Raw genomic sequence first — 17619 nt, 5'->3', positions numbered from 1 at the left:
CCGAGGGGACATCATCCATGAATATCCTGGCCGCCATCGCCGCACTTGCCCTGACGCTGTCGCCGGCCGTGGCGCAGGAGCGGATCAAGACCGCGGATCTGGAGACGGTGAGCCGGCGCGGCGCGCAGCTTTACGCCTTCGATCAGGCCGCCTGGTATACCACCGACGCGATGGTCGCGAAGAAATTGCCGGGCGAGACCATGGCCGCGATCCGCGGCTGGGTCGTCGAACCGCATGGCGAGGCCCTTACCGTCACCTATTACGGGTTCGACGGCACGAAGCCCTATGCGATCTACGCCGCGGATTATGCGGACGGCAAGGTCGCTGCCGAGCGCGTGCCGGCGACCCGCGAGGCGCTGTCGGCCCAGGGCGAACGCATGATCGCGGCGCTCGAGGTCGCGCGGGACCTGGAGCTCAAGGGCTGCGTCGACCGGCCTTATAACAGCGTGGTCCTGCCACCCCAGCCGGACGGCACTATCCCGGTCTATCTCCTGACCCCGATGGTCACGCAGAACGCCTATCCGTTCGGTGGCCATCACGAGGTGGATATCGGCGCTGACGGAAGGGTCGCCGCCACGCGCGATTTCGCCAAGACCTGCCTCGTCGTGGCGCAGCCCAAGGACGCCGTCATGGGCTTCGTCACGCACCTGCTCGACCCGCACCCGACCGAGATCCATGTCTATCTGTCGCTCTGGATGGGCAAGCCGATCGCGGTCGGGACCGGAAACGACACCGCCTGGATGGTCGAAGGAACGAAGATCTCGCCGCTCGACCTGAAGGACGGTGCCAAAAAGCGCTGACGCCGTCCCTCCGGGCTCAGGCGGCCTGGAGCAGCGGCATCTCCGCTCCCATCGCCCGCGCGATCGAGGGGCGCTTGCGCATGCGCGTCCGCCAGCCGAGCAGCACCGGCCAGTCGGCGATCGGCATGCCGGCATGCTCGCACCAGTTGAGGATACTCAGCAGATAGGCATCGGCCACGCTGAAGCTGTCCCCCAGATAGTCGGCGCCGTCGAGATGGGCCGACAACAGGTCGAGCCGCTTTGTCGCCAGCGCGCGCGCCCAGGCTTTGGCACCTTCGGGCGCCGACTTGCTCATCAGCGGGACGAATACCGCCTTGTGCAGCTCGGTCGAGATGAAGTTGAGCCAGCGCATCATCTGATAACGCTCCTCGGTATAGGGCGCCGGCGCCAGCACGCCCTCGGCGGCGAGATCGGCGATATAGGTCAGCACCGCCGGCCCCTCGGTCAGCGCGAGGCCGCCGATCGTCTCCATCGCCGGGACATAGCCCATCGGGCTGATCGTGGTGAAAGGCCGCCCGTCGGGCAGACGCCCGCCCGGCAGGACCTGCACGAACTCGGCATCGAGCTCGGCTTCCTCGATCGCGATCCGCGTGGCGAGCGAGCAGGCGAAGGGAATGAAATAGAGCTTCATGGGGACCTCCCGGGCCTTGGTTGATTTCTATACTGTTTCGCATAATATAGTCGTTCGTCAATGATTCTTTGCGAAACGGTACAGATTTGTCAGAACGCCCCCGCGGCCGCCCGCGCAGCTTCGATGCCGATGTCGCGCTCAAGGCCGCGTCGGAACGCTTCCGCACGCACGGGTTCGCCGGCACGTCGCTTGACGAACTGGCCGACGCGACCGGCCTCGCGCGCCCCAGCCTCTATGCCGCGTTCGGCGACAAGCGCGCGCTCTATGTCGCCGCGCTGACTCGGCTGATCGAGCGGGTCGAGCGTTCCTTCGGCACGCTGCACGGGCTCGGCCTGCCGCTGCGCGAGATGGTCGAACGCATGCTGATCGGGGCGATCAACGGCTATATGTCGGGCGAGAAGGGGCCGTCGGGGTGCCTGCTCGTCGGGACCGCCACGGCGGAGGCCGCCGCCGATCCGGAGGTGCGCGCGGTGCTCGCGCGATTCCTCGCCATGGAGGATCGCTGTATCGAGGCATTGCTGGTGGAGGCGGGCAGCACGCGCCCGGCCGCGTCCGCCGTGGTCGTCGCCTCCGCGCTGCATTCGCTCAGCGTGCGGGCCCGCGCCGGCGAATCGCGCGAGTCGCTGGAACGTATCGCGCGGGATTGCGCCGCGATGGTGGTCTAGCCGGGGCTTTGCCGTGTAAGGCGGTGCCGATGACTATCGCCTTCGCCATCCTGCTCTCCGCCGTCGCGATGACGCTGATCGTCGGCATACGCTACCTGATCGTCAGCGGCGCCTTCGATCTGGCGACCCGCGCGAAGCATCCCGGCCTTTACGCCGGGCTCGATCCGCAGATCCGGCGCGAGATCTGGTGGAGCCTCGCCTCCGCCGCGATCTACGGCGCGCCCGCCGGCATCATCGCCTGGGGCTGGCAGAATCGCGGCTGGACGAGGATCTACAGCGACGTCCACGCCTTCCCCCTCTGGTATCTGCCGGTCTCGGTGCTGCTTTACCTGATCGCGCATGACGCCTGGTTCTACTGGACGCATCGCTGGATGCATCTGCCCCGGCCGTTCCGCCTCGCGCATGCCGTCCATCATGCCAGCCGCCCGCCCACCGCCTGGGCGGCGATGGCGTTTCACCCGATCGAGGCGATCACCGGCGCTGTGGCAATTCCGCTACTGGTGTTCGTGATTCCGATCCACCCCTACGCGCTCGCGGTGGTGCTCACCGTGATGACCGTTATGGGGGTTACCAACCATATGGGGTGGGAGGTTTTTCCTACGTTCATGTGGCGGGGGCGAATGGGGGCCTGGCTCATCACGGCGAGCCATCATCAGCGCCACCATGAGCAATATGGGGGGAATTATGGGCTCTATTTCCGCTTCTGGGATCGCCTCTGCGGCACGGACCGCGGCATCGGCGATTTCGCCCGTGATCATGCGCGCGCGCGGCGGAAGGCGGCACATGACAAGGCGATTGGGCCTGGCGATCGTCGCGATGGCGCTGCTGCCGGGCGCGACGCCGGTCTCTGACCTGTCGCTCGACGTGGCGAAGCTGCGCTCGACGCATGGTCTGATCCGCATCTGCCTCACCGCCGATCCCGCGAACTTCCCCAAATGCACCGACGACAGGCATGCTGTGACCCGGTCGGTGCCGGCGACTCGCCACGACATCGCCTTTGACGGCCTGCCGCGCGGCGATTACGCCATCGCGGTGATCCATGACGAGAATGGCAATGGCAAGCTCGACACCTTTGCCGGCATTCCGAAAGAGGGTTTCGGCTTCTCGCGCAACCCGGTCATCACCTTCGGCCCGCCCAGCTTCAAGGCGGCGCGTTTCACCGTCTCCGGTGATGCCGATGCGCAACAGGTGAGGATGCTTTACCTGCTTTAGGATCGAGGCGGCGGACCCAAAGCGCGGCAGGCCGCGTTTGCCGCCCTGATGACCCGTTCCTGGAGTATGCTTGTGACCGCACAAAATCGTATCGCCCTGCTCGCCGCAACCTTGTCCTGCTTCACCGCGGCGCCCGCCTTCGCGCAGGAGATACCGGCGGTGTCCGCCCAGGGCCCTTCGCAGCAAGAGGCCCCCGATGCCGACCGCACCAGCTTCACCATCGGCGGCGGCGCGGCCCTGATGCCGAGCTATGAAGGGTCGAACGACTATATCATCGCCCCCGCCGTCGCGGCGCGCGGCAAGGTCGCCGGCTTCGCCTTCTCGACGCGCGGCACCCAGCTCTATGTCGACCTGATCCCGAACCCGTCGGGCCCGTCCTTCGATGTTCAGCTCGGCCCGATCGTCGGCCTCAACTTCAACCGCACCGGTCGCGTCACCGATCCGCAGGTCAAGGCGCTCGGCAATCGCAAGATCGCGCTCGAGGCCGGCGGCTATGTCGGCATCGCCAAGACCGGCGTGATCACCAGCGACTATGACAGCCTCTCGCTCAAGGTCGCCTATGTCCATGATGTCGGCAAGGTCTATCGCAGCTACGTCATCACGCCGTCGATCGAATATACCACGCCGCTCAGCCGCAAGGCGTTCGTCGGCATTTCGGTCTCGGCCGACTATGCCGGCGCCGGTTATTCCCGCGCCTATTTCGACGTCGATGCCGCTGGCTCGGCGCGTAGCGGCCTGCCGGTGTTCAGCGGCGGCAAGGGCTGGAAGGACGTGAGCTTCGGCACGGTCGTCGGCCATTCGCTCACCGGCGATCTGCTCCACGGCCTCGGCATCTATGCGATGGGTTCCTACACCCGGATGCAGGGCAGTTATGCCGACAGCCCGGTGGTCAGCATCGCCGGCAGTCGCAACCAGTGGTTCGGCGCGATCGGGCTCGGCTATACCTTCTGATCCCTTTTTTGAGATGGACCGAAGGGATGTGCGATGGATCGGGGGCGAACGACTGTTGCTGTCGCCCCCGCACATCGGCTACCCGAAGACGGAAACCGGTCGGAAATCGACATGCCCGGTCATGCAAATGACGGGAAACGGTGGCTGAATCCGTCCTGTCATGGGACACCATCTCAAGGAGAGGTCATTTTGACCGACGACCAGCAGCTGATCGAGGGTAGCGAGTCGCCCCTCCAGCCGGAAAGCAACCTGCGTAACGAGCGCCGCGAATTCTTCAGGGCCGCGCTCGGCGCCGCTGCGGCGACCGCGGCGGGCGCCGGCGCCTTGTCGATCGCCACGTCGGCCTCGGCCGCGACGATCGTCGATAACGACATGGGCAATTTCCTGCTCCAGCTCGAATATCTCGCCGCGCAATATTACAGCTTCGCCGTCACCGGTGCCGGCCTTCCCGCCGCGATGCTGACCGGGGTCGGTACCGCCGGCGCCGCCACCGGCGCGCGTCAGGTGACCTTCACCGATCCGCTCGTCGCTCAATATGCCAGCGAGATCCAGCAGGACCTGGCGGCGCATGTCTCCTTCCTGCGCGCCACGCTCGGCACCGACGGTGCGACCGCTCAGCCGGCGATCGATCTCGGCACCGGCACGACCAGTGCGTTCAGCAAGATGGCGGTCGCCGCCGGCATCGCTGCCGCGGGCGCGTTCGATCCCTATGCCAGCGACGAGAATTTCCTGCTCGGCGCCTATATCTTCGAGGACGTGCTCGTCACCGCCTTTGCTGGCGCCGCCGCCTCGATCTCGGACAAGGCGTTCCTCGGCAAGGTCCTCGGCCTGGTCTCCACGCACGCGCATCACACCGCGGTGATCCGGTCGCTGCTCTATGCAAAGGGCGTGGCGACGCCGGCGCTCAGGACGAACGCCGACAAGATCTCCGACGTCCGGGATACGCTCGATGGCACCGCAGATCTCGATCAGGGCATTTCGCCCAGCACGGTCAGCGGCAATATCGTGTCGAACGTCGTGCCCGCCGGCGCGGACGGCCTCATCGCCGGCCGCTCGACCGGCCAGGTGCTCAACATTCTCTATCTGAACAGCGCTGCCGTCAGCCTGGGCGGCTTTTTCGCCGCCGGCCTCAACGGCACGGTGAAGACCAGCTCGGCGAACTGATCGCACCTGTGCTCCCCAAAGGGAAGATTTCACGATGACCGATACCGACTCCCCGATCCCGGCGCTCGACATGGCCGGCCCCGCCGACGACCGCAGCTTCGGGCAGCGCCGGCGCTTCCTGCTGCTCGCTGGCAGCGCCACCGTGGCGATGGGCCTGGCTGCCTGTGGCGGCAGCAACAGCAGCACCCCGACGCCGACGCCCACCTCGACCGTCACGCCCACGCCGTCGCCCACCTCGACCTCCACGGTCGCGCTCGACGTCGACTACCTCAACTTCACGCTTCAGCTGCAATATCTCGTCACGCAATATTTCATCCGCGCGACCACAGGCGCTGGTGTCGAGGCGATCCCCGCCTCGGCCACCCTGCCCGGCGGCGGTGCCGCGCTGCTCACCGGCACCGGCACCCAGGGCGCGGTGACGGGCGGCACTCAGGTGACCTTCACCGATGCCCTGCTTGGCCAATATGCGCGCGAGATCGCGGCGGGCGAGCTCGCCCTGCTCGGCTTCCTGCGCTCGGCGATCGGCTCGGCGGCGGTTTCCGCCCAGCCGGCAATCGACATCTCGAACAGCATCACCGGCGGCTTCACCCGGCTGGCGCGCGTGGCGGGCCTGATCGGTCCCGCCGATCAGTTCGATCCCTATTCGAGCGAGACCAACTTCCTGCTCGGCGCCTTCCTGCTGCAGGACGTCATCGTCAGCGCCTATATCGGCACGGCGCCGTCGATCGCGAACCTGCTCTATCTCAACGCGGCGGCGGACGCGCTGGCGACGAAATCCTTCCACGCCGCGATGGTCCGCTCGCAGCTCTATGCCCGTGGCACCGCCGCGCGCTCGGCGACCGATCAGCTCAGCAACGCCCGGGATTCATTCGACGGCGCCAGCGACAATGATCAGGGGGTCACCGGCAATGCGAGCACCGCCAACGTCACGCCGACCAATATCGACGGCATCGTCTTCGGCCGTACCCCCGGCCAGGCGCTCAATGTGCTGTACACCTCCTCTTCGGCGGTGGTCGGCGGGGGTTTCTACCCCAACGGCGTGATCAGCACCTATTTCAAGACCAGCGCCGCCAACTGAACCTGGCAGGATCGCAAAGAGACAGGCCGCGCGACCCTTGGGTCGCGCGGCCTTTTCTTTGTGCGCTGACACGCCTAGGGTCCGTCCCATCCCCGGGGGGGCGCTGATGCGCGCCTGAGAGGGGGGCTGCAGCCCCCGACCCGCCGAACCTGATCCGGTTGAGACCGGCGGAGGGAGGGAGCGGCTTTCACCCGAAATCCGTCCTCGCTCCGCATATTGGAGCGAACACCCATGGCCGACATCCCCGCCCGCACCGAAATCGGCGTCACCACTGGCCCGATCCGCGGCTCGCGCAAGATCCATGTCGGCGAATGGCGCGTGGCGATGCGTGAGATCGTGCTCGAGCCGTCGAGCGGTGAAGTGCCTTTGCGCGTCTATGACACCTCGGGCCCCTATACCGATCCCAAGGCGATCATCGACATCAATGCCGGCCTGCCGTCGCTCCGTCGCGACTGGATCATCGGCCGCGGCGACGTCGAAAGCTATGACGCGCGCGAGATCAGGCCCGAGGATAACGGCCTGTCCGGCCCGGACCGTTCCGCCGGCGTGCCGCAATTCCCCAATGTCGTGAAGCGTCCGCTGCGCGCAAAGGCCGGCCATAATGTCAGCCAGATGCACTATGCCCGCCGCGGCATCATCACGCCCGAAATGGAATATGTCGCGATCCGCGAGAATATGGGCCGCGCCGCCGCCAAGGAGAAGCTGATCCGCGACGGCCAGGATTGGGGTGCCTCGATCCCCGATCACGTCACGCCCGAATTCGTCCGGGACGAGGTTGCCCGCGGTCGCGCGATCATCCCCAACAACATCAACCACCCCGAATCCGAGCCGATGGCGATCGGCCGCAACTTCCTCGTCAAGATCAACGCCAATATCGGCAACAGCGCCGTCGCCTCGAACGTCGCGGCGGAGGTCGACAAGATGGTCTGGTCGATCCGCTGGGGCGCGGACACGGTGATGGACCTGTCGACCGGCCGCAACATCCACGACACGCGCGAATGGATCCTGCGCAACTCCCCCGTGCCGATCGGCACCGTGCCGATCTACCAGGCGCTGGAAAAGGTCGGCGGCGTCGCCGAGGACCTCACCTGGGATATCTTCCGCGACACGCTGATCGAGCAGGCCGAACAGGGCGTGGATTATTTCACCATCCATGCCGGCGTGCGCCTTGCGTACGTGCCGATGACGGCGAAGCGCGTCACCGGCATCGTCAGCCGCGGCGGCTCGATCATGGCGAAATGGTGCCTCGCGCACCACAAGGAGAGCTTCCTCTACGAACGCTTCGACGAGATCACCGAGATCATGAAGGCGTATGACATCGCCTACAGCCTCGGCGATGGTCTCCGCCCCGGCAGCATCGCCGATGCCAATGACGAAGCGCAGTTCAGCGAGCTCTATACCCTCGGCGAACTCACCCACCGCGCCTGGAAGCAGGACGTCCAGGTCATGATCGAAGGCCCCGGCCATGTGCCGATGCACAAGATCAAGGAGAATATGGACAAGCAGCTCGAGGTTTGCGGCGAGGCGCCCTTCTACACGCTCGGGCCGCTCACCACCGATATCGCGCCGGGCTATGACCATATCACCAGCGGCATCGGCGCCGCGATGATCGGCTGGTACGGCACGGCGATGCTTTGCTACGTCACCCCCAAGGAGCATCTCGGGCTCCCCGACCGCGACGATGTGAAGGTGGGTGTCGTCACCTACAAGCTCGCCGCCCACGCCGCCGATCTCGCCAAGGGCCACCCGGCCGCGAAGCTCCGCGACGACGCGCTGAGCCGCGCCCGCTTCGAATTCCGCTGGCGCGACCAGTTCAACCTGTCGCTCGATCCCGACACGGCGGAGCAATATCACGACCAGACCCTCCCCGCCGAAGGCGCCAAGACCGCGCATTTCTGCTCGATGTGCGGGCCGAAATTCTGCTCGATGAAGATCACGCAAGAGGTGCGCGACTTCGCGGCGAAGCAGAACAGCGGCGTAGACAACTTCCTTGCCGCCGCACCGGCGCAGGAGGGGGATGCGGCAAGGGCGCGCTTTGCGAATGCCGATGCCGAAAAGGGCATGGATGAAATGAGCGAGAAATTCCGTCAAACTGGCGGGGAGATCTACCTGCCGGCCGCCGAGTGAGGTTTACGCGAACGTGAGGCGCCCCTCTCATTCCTCCCTCTGCGCAGCAGGGGGAGGGGGACCATTCGCCCTTTGCGAATGGTGGAGGGGCCTCGCCCCAAGCGAGACGGCGGAAAAGGCCATTGGTCATGACCGAGAATCTCTATGAAATTCTTCGGCCGTAAAAAGCCCCCTCCGCGCTGGACCGCCTGCGCGGCGCAGGCTGGAAGTGCACCTCCTGTGACCTGGGAGTCTCAGGGACACTATACTAAACTCGCCCCGTCCTGACCGGCACCTAAGCCGTCAAGGCGCTGTGAGCCCAGCCAGATCATCCGGACGATTGACGTTCGGAATAGGCCGCTCCACCTCGATCTGGATCGCGCCCATCTGCTCCGCCCAGCCCATGATCGACCGCTCCGGCGACCGCTCCAGATAATCCGCCAAATCGCTGGCCAGGTCCGCCGGCCAGCATCCGATAACCGGCATCCCCCGGACAACCGCCGGCGCTTTCGCGGCGAGCAGGCTGACGAAGACGGATGCCGGGACGACAGGCGTGTCGCAGGCGATGGTGAGGACGGTGGAGAAACCCATGTCGCTGGCGTGCCGCATCGCGCCGCAAATCCCTCCCAGCGGGCCGAGATCGTCGCGTGGCCAATCGGGGATGGCCGGGAAGCCCATCACGGCACGACTGCCGCCGGAGACCGCGACGAGATCGCAATGGGGGGCAAGCGCCTCCGCTGCATGCGACAGCAGCGGCCGGCCGCGCCACAGGGCTATGGCCTTGTCCGTTCCAAATCGCCGCGACATCCCCCCGGCGAGAACCGCACCGAGGGTCATCGCGCTCCGTCCCCTCCGGGGACCGAAAGCACCGCATCCGGTCGGGCCAGGACCATCAGCCGCAAGCCACAGAATTGCGCCCGAGCGATCGCAAGGTCGGTCGCGGCCGAGATCGTCACCAGCGTCGGGCACCCGCTGAGAGCCGCTTTCTCGACCAGCTCATAGGAACAGCGCGACGACAGCAAGGCAAAGCCTCCATCCCACCGGATGCCTGCCCTCACCATGGCGCCGATCAGCTTGTCGAAGGCATTATGGCGCCCGACATCCTCCCGCACGTCGAGGATCGATCCATCCGCCGAGCATCGGGCCGCGGCGTGGACTGCGCCGGTTGCGCGATTGAGCGGCTGGTGGTCGCCAAGCTGCTCCAGCGCAGCGAAGATCGCGTGGTCCGCGATGCCGTGCGCTGCCGGCAGTTGAGGGAGCGGCCGCAGGGCGTGTTCGAGATTGTCGATCCCGCAAAGGCCACACGAGGAATCGGATACGCGGTGGCGGACCCGGTCGACCACTCTGGCGGCATTCGCGGCCGGGAGTTGAACCCGAAGAACGACGCCGGCGGCCACTTCATGCGAGTCGATCGCCAGAACGTCGCGATCGTCTTCGATGAGCCGCTCGCTCAAGGCGAAGCCGACCGCGAAATCCTCCAGATCCTGCGGGGTAGCCATCATGACGGCATAGCCGATGCCATTGAATTCGATCGCGATGGGCTTCTCCACCGCAACCGCGCGGGTCACGGGGTCGCGATCGCCGTTTCTGGCGATCCGGTCGAACGTGCCGGGTATGGAGCGATTCATCGATCTTCCACATCGCCATTCGCTGGCGCGGCGCTCACCTGGCCGGTGGCGCGACCCCTCACCGCTCGGACGGATCGGCGGGCGATTGCTGCATCGCGACCGATCCCCGCGCCCGAGACGCGTCGTCCGCACGCCCGACCAGGCCCGCGCGAATAACGGTAGCGGTGGCGAGGTCCGACGGAGACGCGCGTCGCAACCGCACCGGGACCGATTTGTACGCCGGGGTCAGGCTCGCCGGATCGTGATCCTCGAGCGCGATCAGCGGCTGTGTTTCGGGATAATAGGCGGCGCAACAGCCATCCGGCAGATCGTAGCGGACGATCGTCAGTGTCCGCACCACCCGGTCGGGATGCGCATGAGTCAGCGCCGTCTCGACATCCACCACATCGCCCTCGGCAAAGCCGAGGCGCGCCATGTCGCGGACATTCAGGAACAGGACGTCGCGCCGCCCGAATACCCCGCGATAGCGATCGTCCAGCCCGTAGATGGTGGTGTTGTACTGATCGTGCGCGCGCAGGCTGGTCAGGCGCAAGATGTCGGGCTGCTCCGCGTCGACGCCGTCATCGCCATGCGGGAAGATCAGGAAATTGGCTTTGCCGCTCTCCGTCTTCCACACCCGCTCGGCAGCGGAATTAGGCAGGTGAAAGCCGCCGGGTTGGCGGATGCGGTCGTTATAGGCCTCGAAATCGGGGAAAACCGCTTCGATCCTGTCGCGGATCAGGGCATAGTCGCCGGCGAGCTCTTCCCAGTCGACCGGCACCTTGTCGCCCAGAGTCGCGCGCGCGAGCCGGGCGATGATCCAGGGTTCCGATCGCACCATGTCGCTCGGCGGCGCGAGAAAGCCCCGTGAGGCGTGCACCATCGACATCGAATCCTCGACCGTGACCGACTGGACGCCGGTCGCCTGCTCGTCGAGCTCGGTGCGGCCGAGTACGGGCAGGATATAGGTCGTCTTGCCGGTGAGCAGATGCGTGCGGTTGAGCTTGGTCGCGAGCGAGACGGACAGATCGAGATTGCGGAACGCCGCGAAGCATGCCGCCGGATCGGGACCCGCGACGGCGAGGTTGCCGCCAAGGCTGATGATCGCCTTCGAGGTCCCGTCGCGCATCGCGGCGATGGCATCGACGACCGAATGGCCATGCTTGCGCGGCTGAACGAAGCCGAAGACCGATTCCATCCGGTCGAGAAACGCCTTGGTCGGGATCTCGGTAATGCCGACGGTGCGATCGCCCTGGACGTTGCTATGGCCCCGCAACGGGCAGATGCCCGCGCCGCGGCGGCCGATATTGCCTTTCAGCAGGAGCAGGTTGGCGATCTGCTGGACATTGGAGGTGCCGGTGCGATGCTGGGTGATCCCCATGCCATAACAGACGATCGTTGCCTCGGCGGCGGCATAGGCCCTGGCGACCTGTTCGAGATCGGCCCGGGCCAGGCCGCTGCCGCGCTCGATCTCTGCCCATGAGATGGCGTCGAGATCGGCGGCGAAGGCGTCGAAGCCGGCGGTGTGCCCCGCGATGAAGCTGTGATCGAGCACCGGGGCGGTATCGGCCGCCGTGGCGGCGCGGTCCATGTCGATCAGGGCCTTGCAGATGCCCCTCAGCGCCGCGGCATCGCCGCCGATCCTTACCTGGAAATAGGCCGAGGCGATCGGTGTCGAGCGCATCGTCACCATCTCGACCGGTTCCTGCGGTGCCTGAAAACGCTCGAGCGCGCGCTCCTTCAACGGATTGAGCACGATGATGGTCGCCCCGCGCTTCGCTGCGTCGTGCAGCGACGTCATCATGCGCGGGTGATTGGTCCCTGGATTATGGCCCATCGACAGGATGAGATCGGCGTGGTCGAAATCGTCGAGGCTGACCGTGCCCTTGCCGATGCCGATCGACTTCGGCAGCCCGACCGATGTCGCCTCGTGGCACATGTTCGAGCAGTCGGGGAAGTTGTTGGTGCCGAACGCGCGGGCATAGAGCTGGAACAGGAAAGCGGCTTCGTTGGAGGCGCGTCCCGACGTGTAGAATTCCGCCTGGTCCGCATGGTCGAGCGCCGCCATCCTGGCGCCGATATCGGCGATCGCCTCTTCCCAATCGACGACTTCATAATGGTCGGTCGCCGGATTGTATCGCAACGGATGGGTGAGGCGGCCCTGGCCTTCGAGCCAATGGTCGGGCTGCTCCCAAAGGTCGGCGACCTTGTGCGCGGCAAAGAAGTCCGGATCGACGCGCTTGGCCGTCGATTCCCACGCGACCGCCTTCGCGCCATTTTCGCAAAATTCGAACGCGGAGGTGTGTTTGGGGTCGGGCCAGGCGCAGCCTGGACAGTCGAAGCCATCGGGCTGGTTGTTCTTCAACAGCGTCTTGCTGCCCTGGACGATCACCTGTTGGCGTTTCAGGGCGACCGCGACCGCCTTGAGCGCACCCCAACCGCCCGCGGGTTCGTGATAGTCCCTGATGCCATCCGGACGTTTTTCGGTCATGCGAGGGACCTTGTCTAAAAATGCCTGCCGCGTCGTCAGGACAATGGCGGATTACCAGCAATGTTGATCTCATACCAAGGTCTCGGTGCCGCCGGGCGGGAAGATGCCGTTCCGCACGCTTTCGGCCGAGTGCCGAAGCCACTGCGCGCATCCACGGCGCGTTCCGTATCCGGCACAATTTTCATTCCGCTGCCGACACAAAACCCCTCGTCGACGCCACGCCCACGATATACTCTGCGCAAAACTAGGGGGTGGGCCAATGATTCTCGGACTGTCGGTGCCGGCGTTCACGCAGCTTCACACGATCATCAGCCTGATCGGCATCCTGACCGGGCTCGTCTTCCTCGCGGCGCTGCTCGGCGGACGATGGCTCAAGGGCTGGAACCTCGCTTTCCTGGTCTTCACCATCTTGACCAGCGTTACCGGCTTCTTCTTCCCGATCAAGGTGATCGGCCCGCCGCACATCGTCGGCGCCATCTCGCTGGTCGATCTCGCCGTGGCGCTGGTCGCGCTGTACGGCTTCGCGCGGGCGGGCATCTGGCGCCCCGTCTATACGATCACCGCGGTCTTCGCGCTCTATCTCAACGTCTTTGTCGGGATCGTGCAGGGCTTTCAGAAGATCCCCTTCCTCAACGCCTTCGCGCCGACCGGCACCGAGCCGCCCTTCGCGATCGCCCAGGGCCTCGCGCTCATTGCCTTCATCGCCGCCGGCGTGATCGCGGTGCGGCGCCCCACGCCGCGCTGACGCGCCGATACGACGCCCGCCCCCGCCTCAGTCTCAAAACGGTTTGACGACTACCAGCAGCGCAATGAGCGTGGTCGCGCATGCGATGAACGTCGCGATACCAAGGGCGGGCGGGCGCGCGTCAACTTCGGCCCTGTTTCGCAGCCGCCGCAGCCTGCCAGACTGAACCCCGTGCAGCCCCGTGAGCGCCACCACGACGCTCAGCTTCGCCCATAGCCACCCGCTCCCGAACCACGCCCCCTGCACCGCGATCGTCGCACCGGTCAGCCACAGCAGCAGCATCGCCGGCACCGTCACGCGCCGGTCCCAGGTGGCAACCAGTGCCGCCATGGCCGGCTCGCCCAGCCGGCCGGCCGCCACCGCGACACTCTGCGCGAACAGCCCGCCGATGAAGAGCAGGACGGCGGCGACATGCGCTGCCTTCACCCAGAGATAGGGCATCACCGCCGCTCCAGTCCGGCGGCGAGCGCCGCCCGCTTGCGGCGCAGCAGCCCGGCATTGAGGAAGCCACCGAACGGCACGAACGCGGCCACGCCCAGCCGGAGCGTCTCGCGCCGCGACCAGCCGCCGCCCGAGACGGTGGCGATCATGCTCCACAGATAGGCGACGAACGCCGCGCCGTGCACCGGCCCATGATGCGCGTGGCCATAGCATAGCCGAGGACATGCTTGAGCGGCACCGCGACCAGCAGCAGGATCAGCAATGTGCTCGCCTCGACGAAGGAGGCGAGGCGCAGCCGCCGCAGCTGCGCGAGGTCGTCGATGATCGCCGACGAGGCGGCAGAGGAGGCCATGGAGTTGCTCCGGCGCTAGAGATCGGCAGGGTCGGCGCCGCTTCGCCGCAGCAACGCGACCAGCGCCGTCTGCGCGCGCCGGTCGGCGTCCGGGTCGCGGTGGAAACGCATCGCGCTATGGTGCGCGAGATAGATGCCGCATAGTTCCCAGACAAGCTGGTCCAGATCCGTGTCCGCATGCAGATGGCCCAGCGCCACCGCCGCCCCGGCCTCGGCGCGCAGCAGCCCGCGCCACTCAGCGTCCAGCGCCGCCACCCGGTCGCGCACCGCGCCCGGCGCGTCGTCGAGCTCGAACAGCGCGGCGGCAATCGGGCAGCCGCCGCGCAATCCCGCGCGGGCCGACCAGCCGAACCACTGGCCCACCAGCGCCATCAGCCGCGGCAGCCCCTGCGGATTGCGCATCGCGGGCTCCACCACATGGTGCCGAGCGACTCGGACGGCCTCTTCGATCAGCGCGATCTCCAGCGATTCACGCGATCGGAAATGAGCGAACAGGCCGCTCTTGGACAGGCTGGTCGCCTCGGCCAGCCGCCCGATCGTGACGGCGGCAAGCCCGCCCTGGCTCAGGCTCTGCAGCCCTTCCTCGATCACCCGTGCACGAGTCGCATCCGCTTTCATGCATTTTTAGTACGAACGGTCGTGCTATTTTGCAACCGTTATCGATTGTCGGGCGAGAGCTGCCGGACTTGCGGCCCCCTCAAGGCTCGGAAGCTGCCGCCCCGGCCGGCTCGGCCACCGGCTGCCCCAGCTTCGACAGATAGCTTGCCGTGCCAACCGCCCGGCCGCGCCCTTCCTTGCCGTCGATGCGATTGACCAGCCCGCCCAGGCTGTTGCCGAAGGTGCCGCCATAGACGAACGCCGGCTGCACCAGCGGCCGTGAAGCCAGCCACGCCGGTATTGCGATATCGCCCTCTGCCCGCGGGCGGATTTCCAGTCGGTTCGGCACCGGCTCGATCCGCTGGTGCAGGAACATCATCCCGATCAGCTTGCCGCTGGTCAGCTTGGCATCTGGATTGTCCGTCTCCTCGCGCTGCGGCTCGAACACGCCCAGGTCGAGCACGTCGCCAGCCCTGGCCTGGAAATGATAGCTGCCCAGCGAAAAGCTCGTATCCGCCGATCCCAGCGACGCGCCGCTACCGCCCGTCCCGGCGATCACCCAGGTGCCGGGGTCGATCTCCAGCAGGAACAGGCGGCGCTTGCCGTCTTTCGCGATCGGGTCGTTCTGCGCCATCACGCCCGCACGCACCTGCCTCGCCTGCACGTCATAGGGCGCGAAGAGGATTCCGGTGACCATCCGGCTCGTGCCCATCAGTTTGACCACCACCGGGTCGACCTGGACGAGCAGATAAGCCTTGTCGGCCTTGAGCTGGCCGGTCGATGTGATCTTCGCCGGCGCGGCGGGCGCCACGACCAGCAATGCCAGCGCCAGTACCGCGCGCATCAATGCCCTCATTCGTACATTTCCTTGCCCGGTGGTGCGGTGCTGGAGGCGAGCGTGAACCATTTGTCGATCCGCGCGGCGACGTCCCCGGTCTTCTCGATCGCCTTCCAGTCGGCCTTGTCCATCTCGAACCGGCGATAGCCCTTGTCGGCCAGGCAGATGCGCTCGACCTGCCATTGCAGTCGCCGCGTCTCGCTGCCCGCCAGCAAGCCGGCCAGCAGGTTGGCGATGCCCGCCGCAGCGGCCGACTGGCCCGTGGTCAGATTGTTGTTCTGCCAGATCTGCCGGTTCATCTCGGTCGTGTCGGGCGAGATGCGCGCCACGCCGCCCGCGAGTGCGTCGCAGGCCAGCCGGTCTTCCAGATAGGTCTGGCGATCGACCGCGGGCTTGTTGAAATAATAATAGTCGCGGGCAATGGCCGGCGACGACACCAGCAAGGCGGCGATAGCCCCGGCAGCGGACAAGAACAGCTTCATCGGCGCCCCCCGACCCCTCTCTCCGCCGCAATGAATGCGCCGCGGCGCGCGATTCCGCAAGCGTCAGGCCACCCGCCGGCCGGCCTCCACCCGGAGCGCACGCCCCTTGCCGCCGCGCTTCGCTGCGTACAGCGCCTCGTCCGCCGCCTGCAGCAGCGTATCCAGATCGAGCCCGTCCCCGGGGCAGGACGCATAGCCGAGGCTGCCCGATACCGGCAGATCCAGCTCCCCGATCTGCGTCGGCCGGCACAGCCGAGCGATCACACCGGCCAGCCGCGCGTCGACCGACGTTTCGCCCGCGTCCTCGCGCAGCATCAGCACGAATTCGTCACCGCCCAGCCGCCCGACCAGCGCGCCCGGTCCGGCATGCCGGGTCAGGCGTTTAGCCACCACCTTGAGCAGGGAATCGCCGACATGGTGGCCGTGCGTGTCATTGGCTTCCTTGAACCCGTCAAGATCGACCAGCGCCACCGTCACCCGCTCGCCGCTCCGCCCGGCCTCGGCCAGCGCCCGCTCGATCGCCTCGCAGATCGCGCGCCGGTTGGGCAGGCCCGTCAGTGGATCGGCATTGGCCAGTGTCTCGACGCGCCGGTGCAGCATCAGCGTCTCGATCATCTGGCGGTGATAATCGCGCAGGAAGCCGATGTTGAGCAGTGCGACGCTGATCATGCTGACGCCCAGCACCATCGCCATGAAATCGCCCGACACGATCATCGCCGCGCCGGAGGGCAGGATGCCGATCAGCAGCGTCGCGATCGAGGTGAGGCGCAGCGGCGCCAGGCAATGCGCGATACTGAACGTGCCGAAGGCGAGCGAGATCGGGATCAGCAGGGGATAGCCCAGGCCGCCTTCGGCGAAGCTTGCGGCGCTGAACGCGCTGACCAGCGCCACCGAGGCGATCGCCGCGATGCGGGTGCCCTTCAGGAACCGGGCGATCGCGACCGGGTCGCCCCCGGTCTCCGGCCGGCGGAGCCATTCGGCCAGTCGCCACAGGCTGAACGCGACCCCGATCACCGTCCAGCCATAGTCGCGCAGCGGCACCTGCTGATGCCACAGCACATAATCGACCAGCGCGATGTTGATCAGCGCGACGAGGTGGAGCGTCGGAATCTGGCGGTGGATGCTGGCGAACTGAAAGGCGACCAGGCTGTCGCGGATTTCGGCCGGCGGCGGTGGCGACCATCGCCGCCAGACGGCCTGGGCGGCACCGAAAACACTGGATCGCATGGCTTTTCCCCGCCGGATCGTCCGGGAAACTATCGGGCCACATGGTAAACAAGTTGTAAAGAGAGGCGTGGACCGCGAGGGCGGCGGGGGCCATTTCCGGCCAGCCGGACTTGTTGCCTTCAATGTCAGCGACCCTACTGACATTCGCCCGCACGACCACGGTCTTCGTGTCGATTCAATCACGCCGCAGGCTAGCCCACTACTTCATCCGCGCTGTCGCCGCCCCTTCGAT

The 17619-nt window shown here is 66.5% G+C and carries 20 protein-coding genes and 1 riboswitch; of the genes, 9 read left to right on the top strand and 11 right to left on the bottom strand.

Annotated features, from left to right (window positions below):
- Positions 1–17: 17 nt before the first annotated feature.
- A complete protein-coding gene (locus ACZ1I2_RS01835) occupies positions 18–800 on the top strand; it encodes a hypothetical protein (RefSeq protein WP_465175307.1) in 783 nt (260 codons plus the stop codon).
- A gap of 16 nt (positions 801–816) precedes the next feature.
- On the opposite strand, the gene ACZ1I2_RS01830 is transcribed toward ACZ1I2_RS01835, so the two are convergent.
- Positions 817–1431: a glutathione binding-like protein gene (locus ACZ1I2_RS01830; RefSeq protein ID WP_465171301.1), complete on the bottom strand. Its 615-nt coding sequence runs from the start codon at positions 1429–1431 to the stop codon at positions 817–819.
- An 86-nt stretch (positions 1432–1517) separates the two neighbouring features.
- Between ACZ1I2_RS01830 and ACZ1I2_RS01825 the strand changes: the two genes are divergently transcribed.
- The 7 genes from ACZ1I2_RS01825 to thiC all read left to right on the top strand — a co-directional run bounded on the left by ACZ1I2_RS01825 (position 1518) and on the right by thiC (position 8628).
- Entirely contained in the window at positions 1518–2096 is a 579-nt protein-coding gene (locus ACZ1I2_RS01825) for a TetR/AcrR family transcriptional regulator (RefSeq protein WP_465175308.1), read from the top strand.
- A 29-nt stretch (positions 2097–2125) separates the two neighbouring features.
- Positions 2126–2947 carry a sterol desaturase family protein gene (locus tag ACZ1I2_RS01820; protein ID WP_465175309.1) on the top strand — a complete coding sequence of 274 codons (822 nt, stop codon included), beginning with the start codon at positions 2126–2128 and terminating at the stop codon, positions 2945–2947.
- Positions 2880–3308 carry a DUF2141 domain-containing protein gene (locus tag ACZ1I2_RS01815; RefSeq protein ID WP_465175310.1) on the top strand — a complete coding sequence of 143 codons (429 nt, stop codon included), beginning with the start codon at positions 2880–2882 and terminating at the stop codon, positions 3306–3308. The genes ACZ1I2_RS01820 and ACZ1I2_RS01815 overlap by 68 nt, the downstream gene beginning before the upstream one ends.
- A gap of 72 nt (positions 3309–3380) precedes the next feature.
- Positions 3381–4259 carry a MipA/OmpV family protein gene (locus ACZ1I2_RS01810; RefSeq protein ID WP_465175311.1) on the top strand — a complete coding sequence of 293 codons (879 nt, stop codon included), beginning with the start codon at positions 3381–3383 and terminating at the stop codon, positions 4257–4259.
- 189 nt (positions 4260–4448) lie between these two features.
- Positions 4449–5423: a ferritin-like domain-containing protein gene (locus tag ACZ1I2_RS01805; protein ID WP_465175312.1), complete on the top strand. Its 975-nt coding sequence runs from the start codon at positions 4449–4451 to the stop codon at positions 5421–5423.
- A 34-nt stretch (positions 5424–5457) separates the two neighbouring features.
- A complete protein-coding gene (locus tag ACZ1I2_RS01800) occupies positions 5458–6501 on the top strand; it encodes a ferritin-like domain-containing protein (protein ID WP_465175313.1) in 1044 nt (347 codons plus the stop codon).
- A gap of 84 nt (positions 6502–6585) precedes the next feature.
- Positions 6586–6694: riboswitch (TPP riboswitch) on the top strand.
- 38 nt (positions 6695–6732) lie between these two features.
- Complete coding sequence (gene thiC, locus ACZ1I2_RS01795) at positions 6733–8628, top strand: phosphomethylpyrimidine synthase ThiC (protein ID WP_465175314.1); 1896 nt, start codon at positions 6733–6735, stop codon at positions 8626–8628.
- A 282-nt stretch (positions 8629–8910) separates the two neighbouring features.
- Here the strand turns inward: thiC and mobA are convergent, their stop codons facing one another.
- From mobA to ACZ1I2_RS01780, 3 genes are read right to left on the bottom strand one after another with little or no spacing between them, the layout of a single operon-like run.
- Positions 8911–9444, bottom strand: coding sequence for a molybdenum cofactor guanylyltransferase (gene mobA / locus ACZ1I2_RS01790; RefSeq protein WP_465175315.1), 534 nt, complete (start codon positions 9442–9444; stop codon positions 8911–8913).
- Complete coding sequence (fdhD, locus tag ACZ1I2_RS01785; RefSeq protein ID WP_465175316.1) at positions 9441–10235, bottom strand: formate dehydrogenase accessory sulfurtransferase FdhD; 795 nt, start codon at positions 10233–10235, stop codon at positions 9441–9443. The genes mobA and fdhD overlap by 4 nt, the downstream gene beginning before the upstream one ends.
- A gap of 58 nt (positions 10236–10293) precedes the next feature.
- On the bottom strand, positions 10294–12705 hold the full coding sequence (locus tag ACZ1I2_RS01780; RefSeq protein WP_465175317.1) for an FdhF/YdeP family oxidoreductase: 2412 nt from the start codon (positions 12703–12705) through the stop codon (positions 10294–10296).
- A gap of 259 nt (positions 12706–12964) precedes the next feature.
- Here ACZ1I2_RS01780 and ACZ1I2_RS01775 point away from each other — a divergent pair, with 259 nt between their 5' ends.
- Positions 12965–13450 carry a hypothetical protein gene (locus ACZ1I2_RS01775; protein WP_465171312.1) on the top strand — a complete coding sequence of 162 codons (486 nt, stop codon included), beginning with the start codon at positions 12965–12967 and terminating at the stop codon, positions 13448–13450.
- Positions 13451–13483: 33 nt separating this feature from the next.
- Here ACZ1I2_RS01775 and ACZ1I2_RS01770 read toward each other — a convergent pair whose 3' ends face one another.
- From ACZ1I2_RS01770 to ACZ1I2_RS01740, 7 genes are all read right to left on the bottom strand, one after another.
- Entirely contained in the window at positions 13484–13891 is a 408-nt protein-coding gene (locus ACZ1I2_RS01770) for a CopD family protein (RefSeq protein WP_465171313.1), read from the bottom strand.
- Positions 13891–14040 carry a hypothetical protein gene (locus tag ACZ1I2_RS01765; protein ID WP_465181561.1) on the bottom strand — a complete coding sequence of 50 codons (150 nt, stop codon included), beginning with the start codon at positions 14038–14040 and terminating at the stop codon, positions 13891–13893. Before ACZ1I2_RS01765 ends, ACZ1I2_RS01770 begins: the two co-directional genes overlap by 1 nt.
- On the bottom strand, positions 14037–14243 hold the full coding sequence (locus ACZ1I2_RS01760) for a DUF3817 domain-containing protein (RefSeq protein ID WP_465175319.1): 207 nt from the start codon (positions 14241–14243) through the stop codon (positions 14037–14039). The genes ACZ1I2_RS01765 and ACZ1I2_RS01760 overlap by 4 nt, the downstream gene beginning before the upstream one ends.
- A gap of 15 nt (positions 14244–14258) precedes the next feature.
- Positions 14259–14861: a TetR/AcrR family transcriptional regulator gene (locus ACZ1I2_RS01755; RefSeq protein WP_465171315.1), complete on the bottom strand. Its 603-nt coding sequence runs from the start codon at positions 14859–14861 to the stop codon at positions 14259–14261.
- Between the two features lie 79 nt (positions 14862–14940).
- Positions 14941–15696, bottom strand: coding sequence for a hypothetical protein (locus ACZ1I2_RS01750; RefSeq protein WP_465175320.1), 756 nt, complete (start codon positions 15694–15696; stop codon positions 14941–14943).
- Entirely contained in the window at positions 15693–16160 is a 468-nt protein-coding gene (locus tag ACZ1I2_RS01745) for a hypothetical protein (RefSeq protein ID WP_465171317.1), read from the bottom strand. Before ACZ1I2_RS01745 ends, ACZ1I2_RS01750 begins: the two co-directional genes overlap by 4 nt.
- A gap of 63 nt (positions 16161–16223) precedes the next feature.
- Positions 16224–17387 carry a diguanylate cyclase domain-containing protein gene (locus ACZ1I2_RS01740; RefSeq protein ID WP_465175321.1) on the bottom strand — a complete coding sequence of 388 codons (1164 nt, stop codon included), beginning with the start codon at positions 17385–17387 and terminating at the stop codon, positions 16224–16226.
- Positions 17388–17619: the final 232 nt, after the last annotated feature.

Source organism: Sphingomonas sp. BL-S-29 (assembly GCF_055521495.1).
This window is presented reverse-complemented; position numbering and strand designations above follow the sequence as displayed.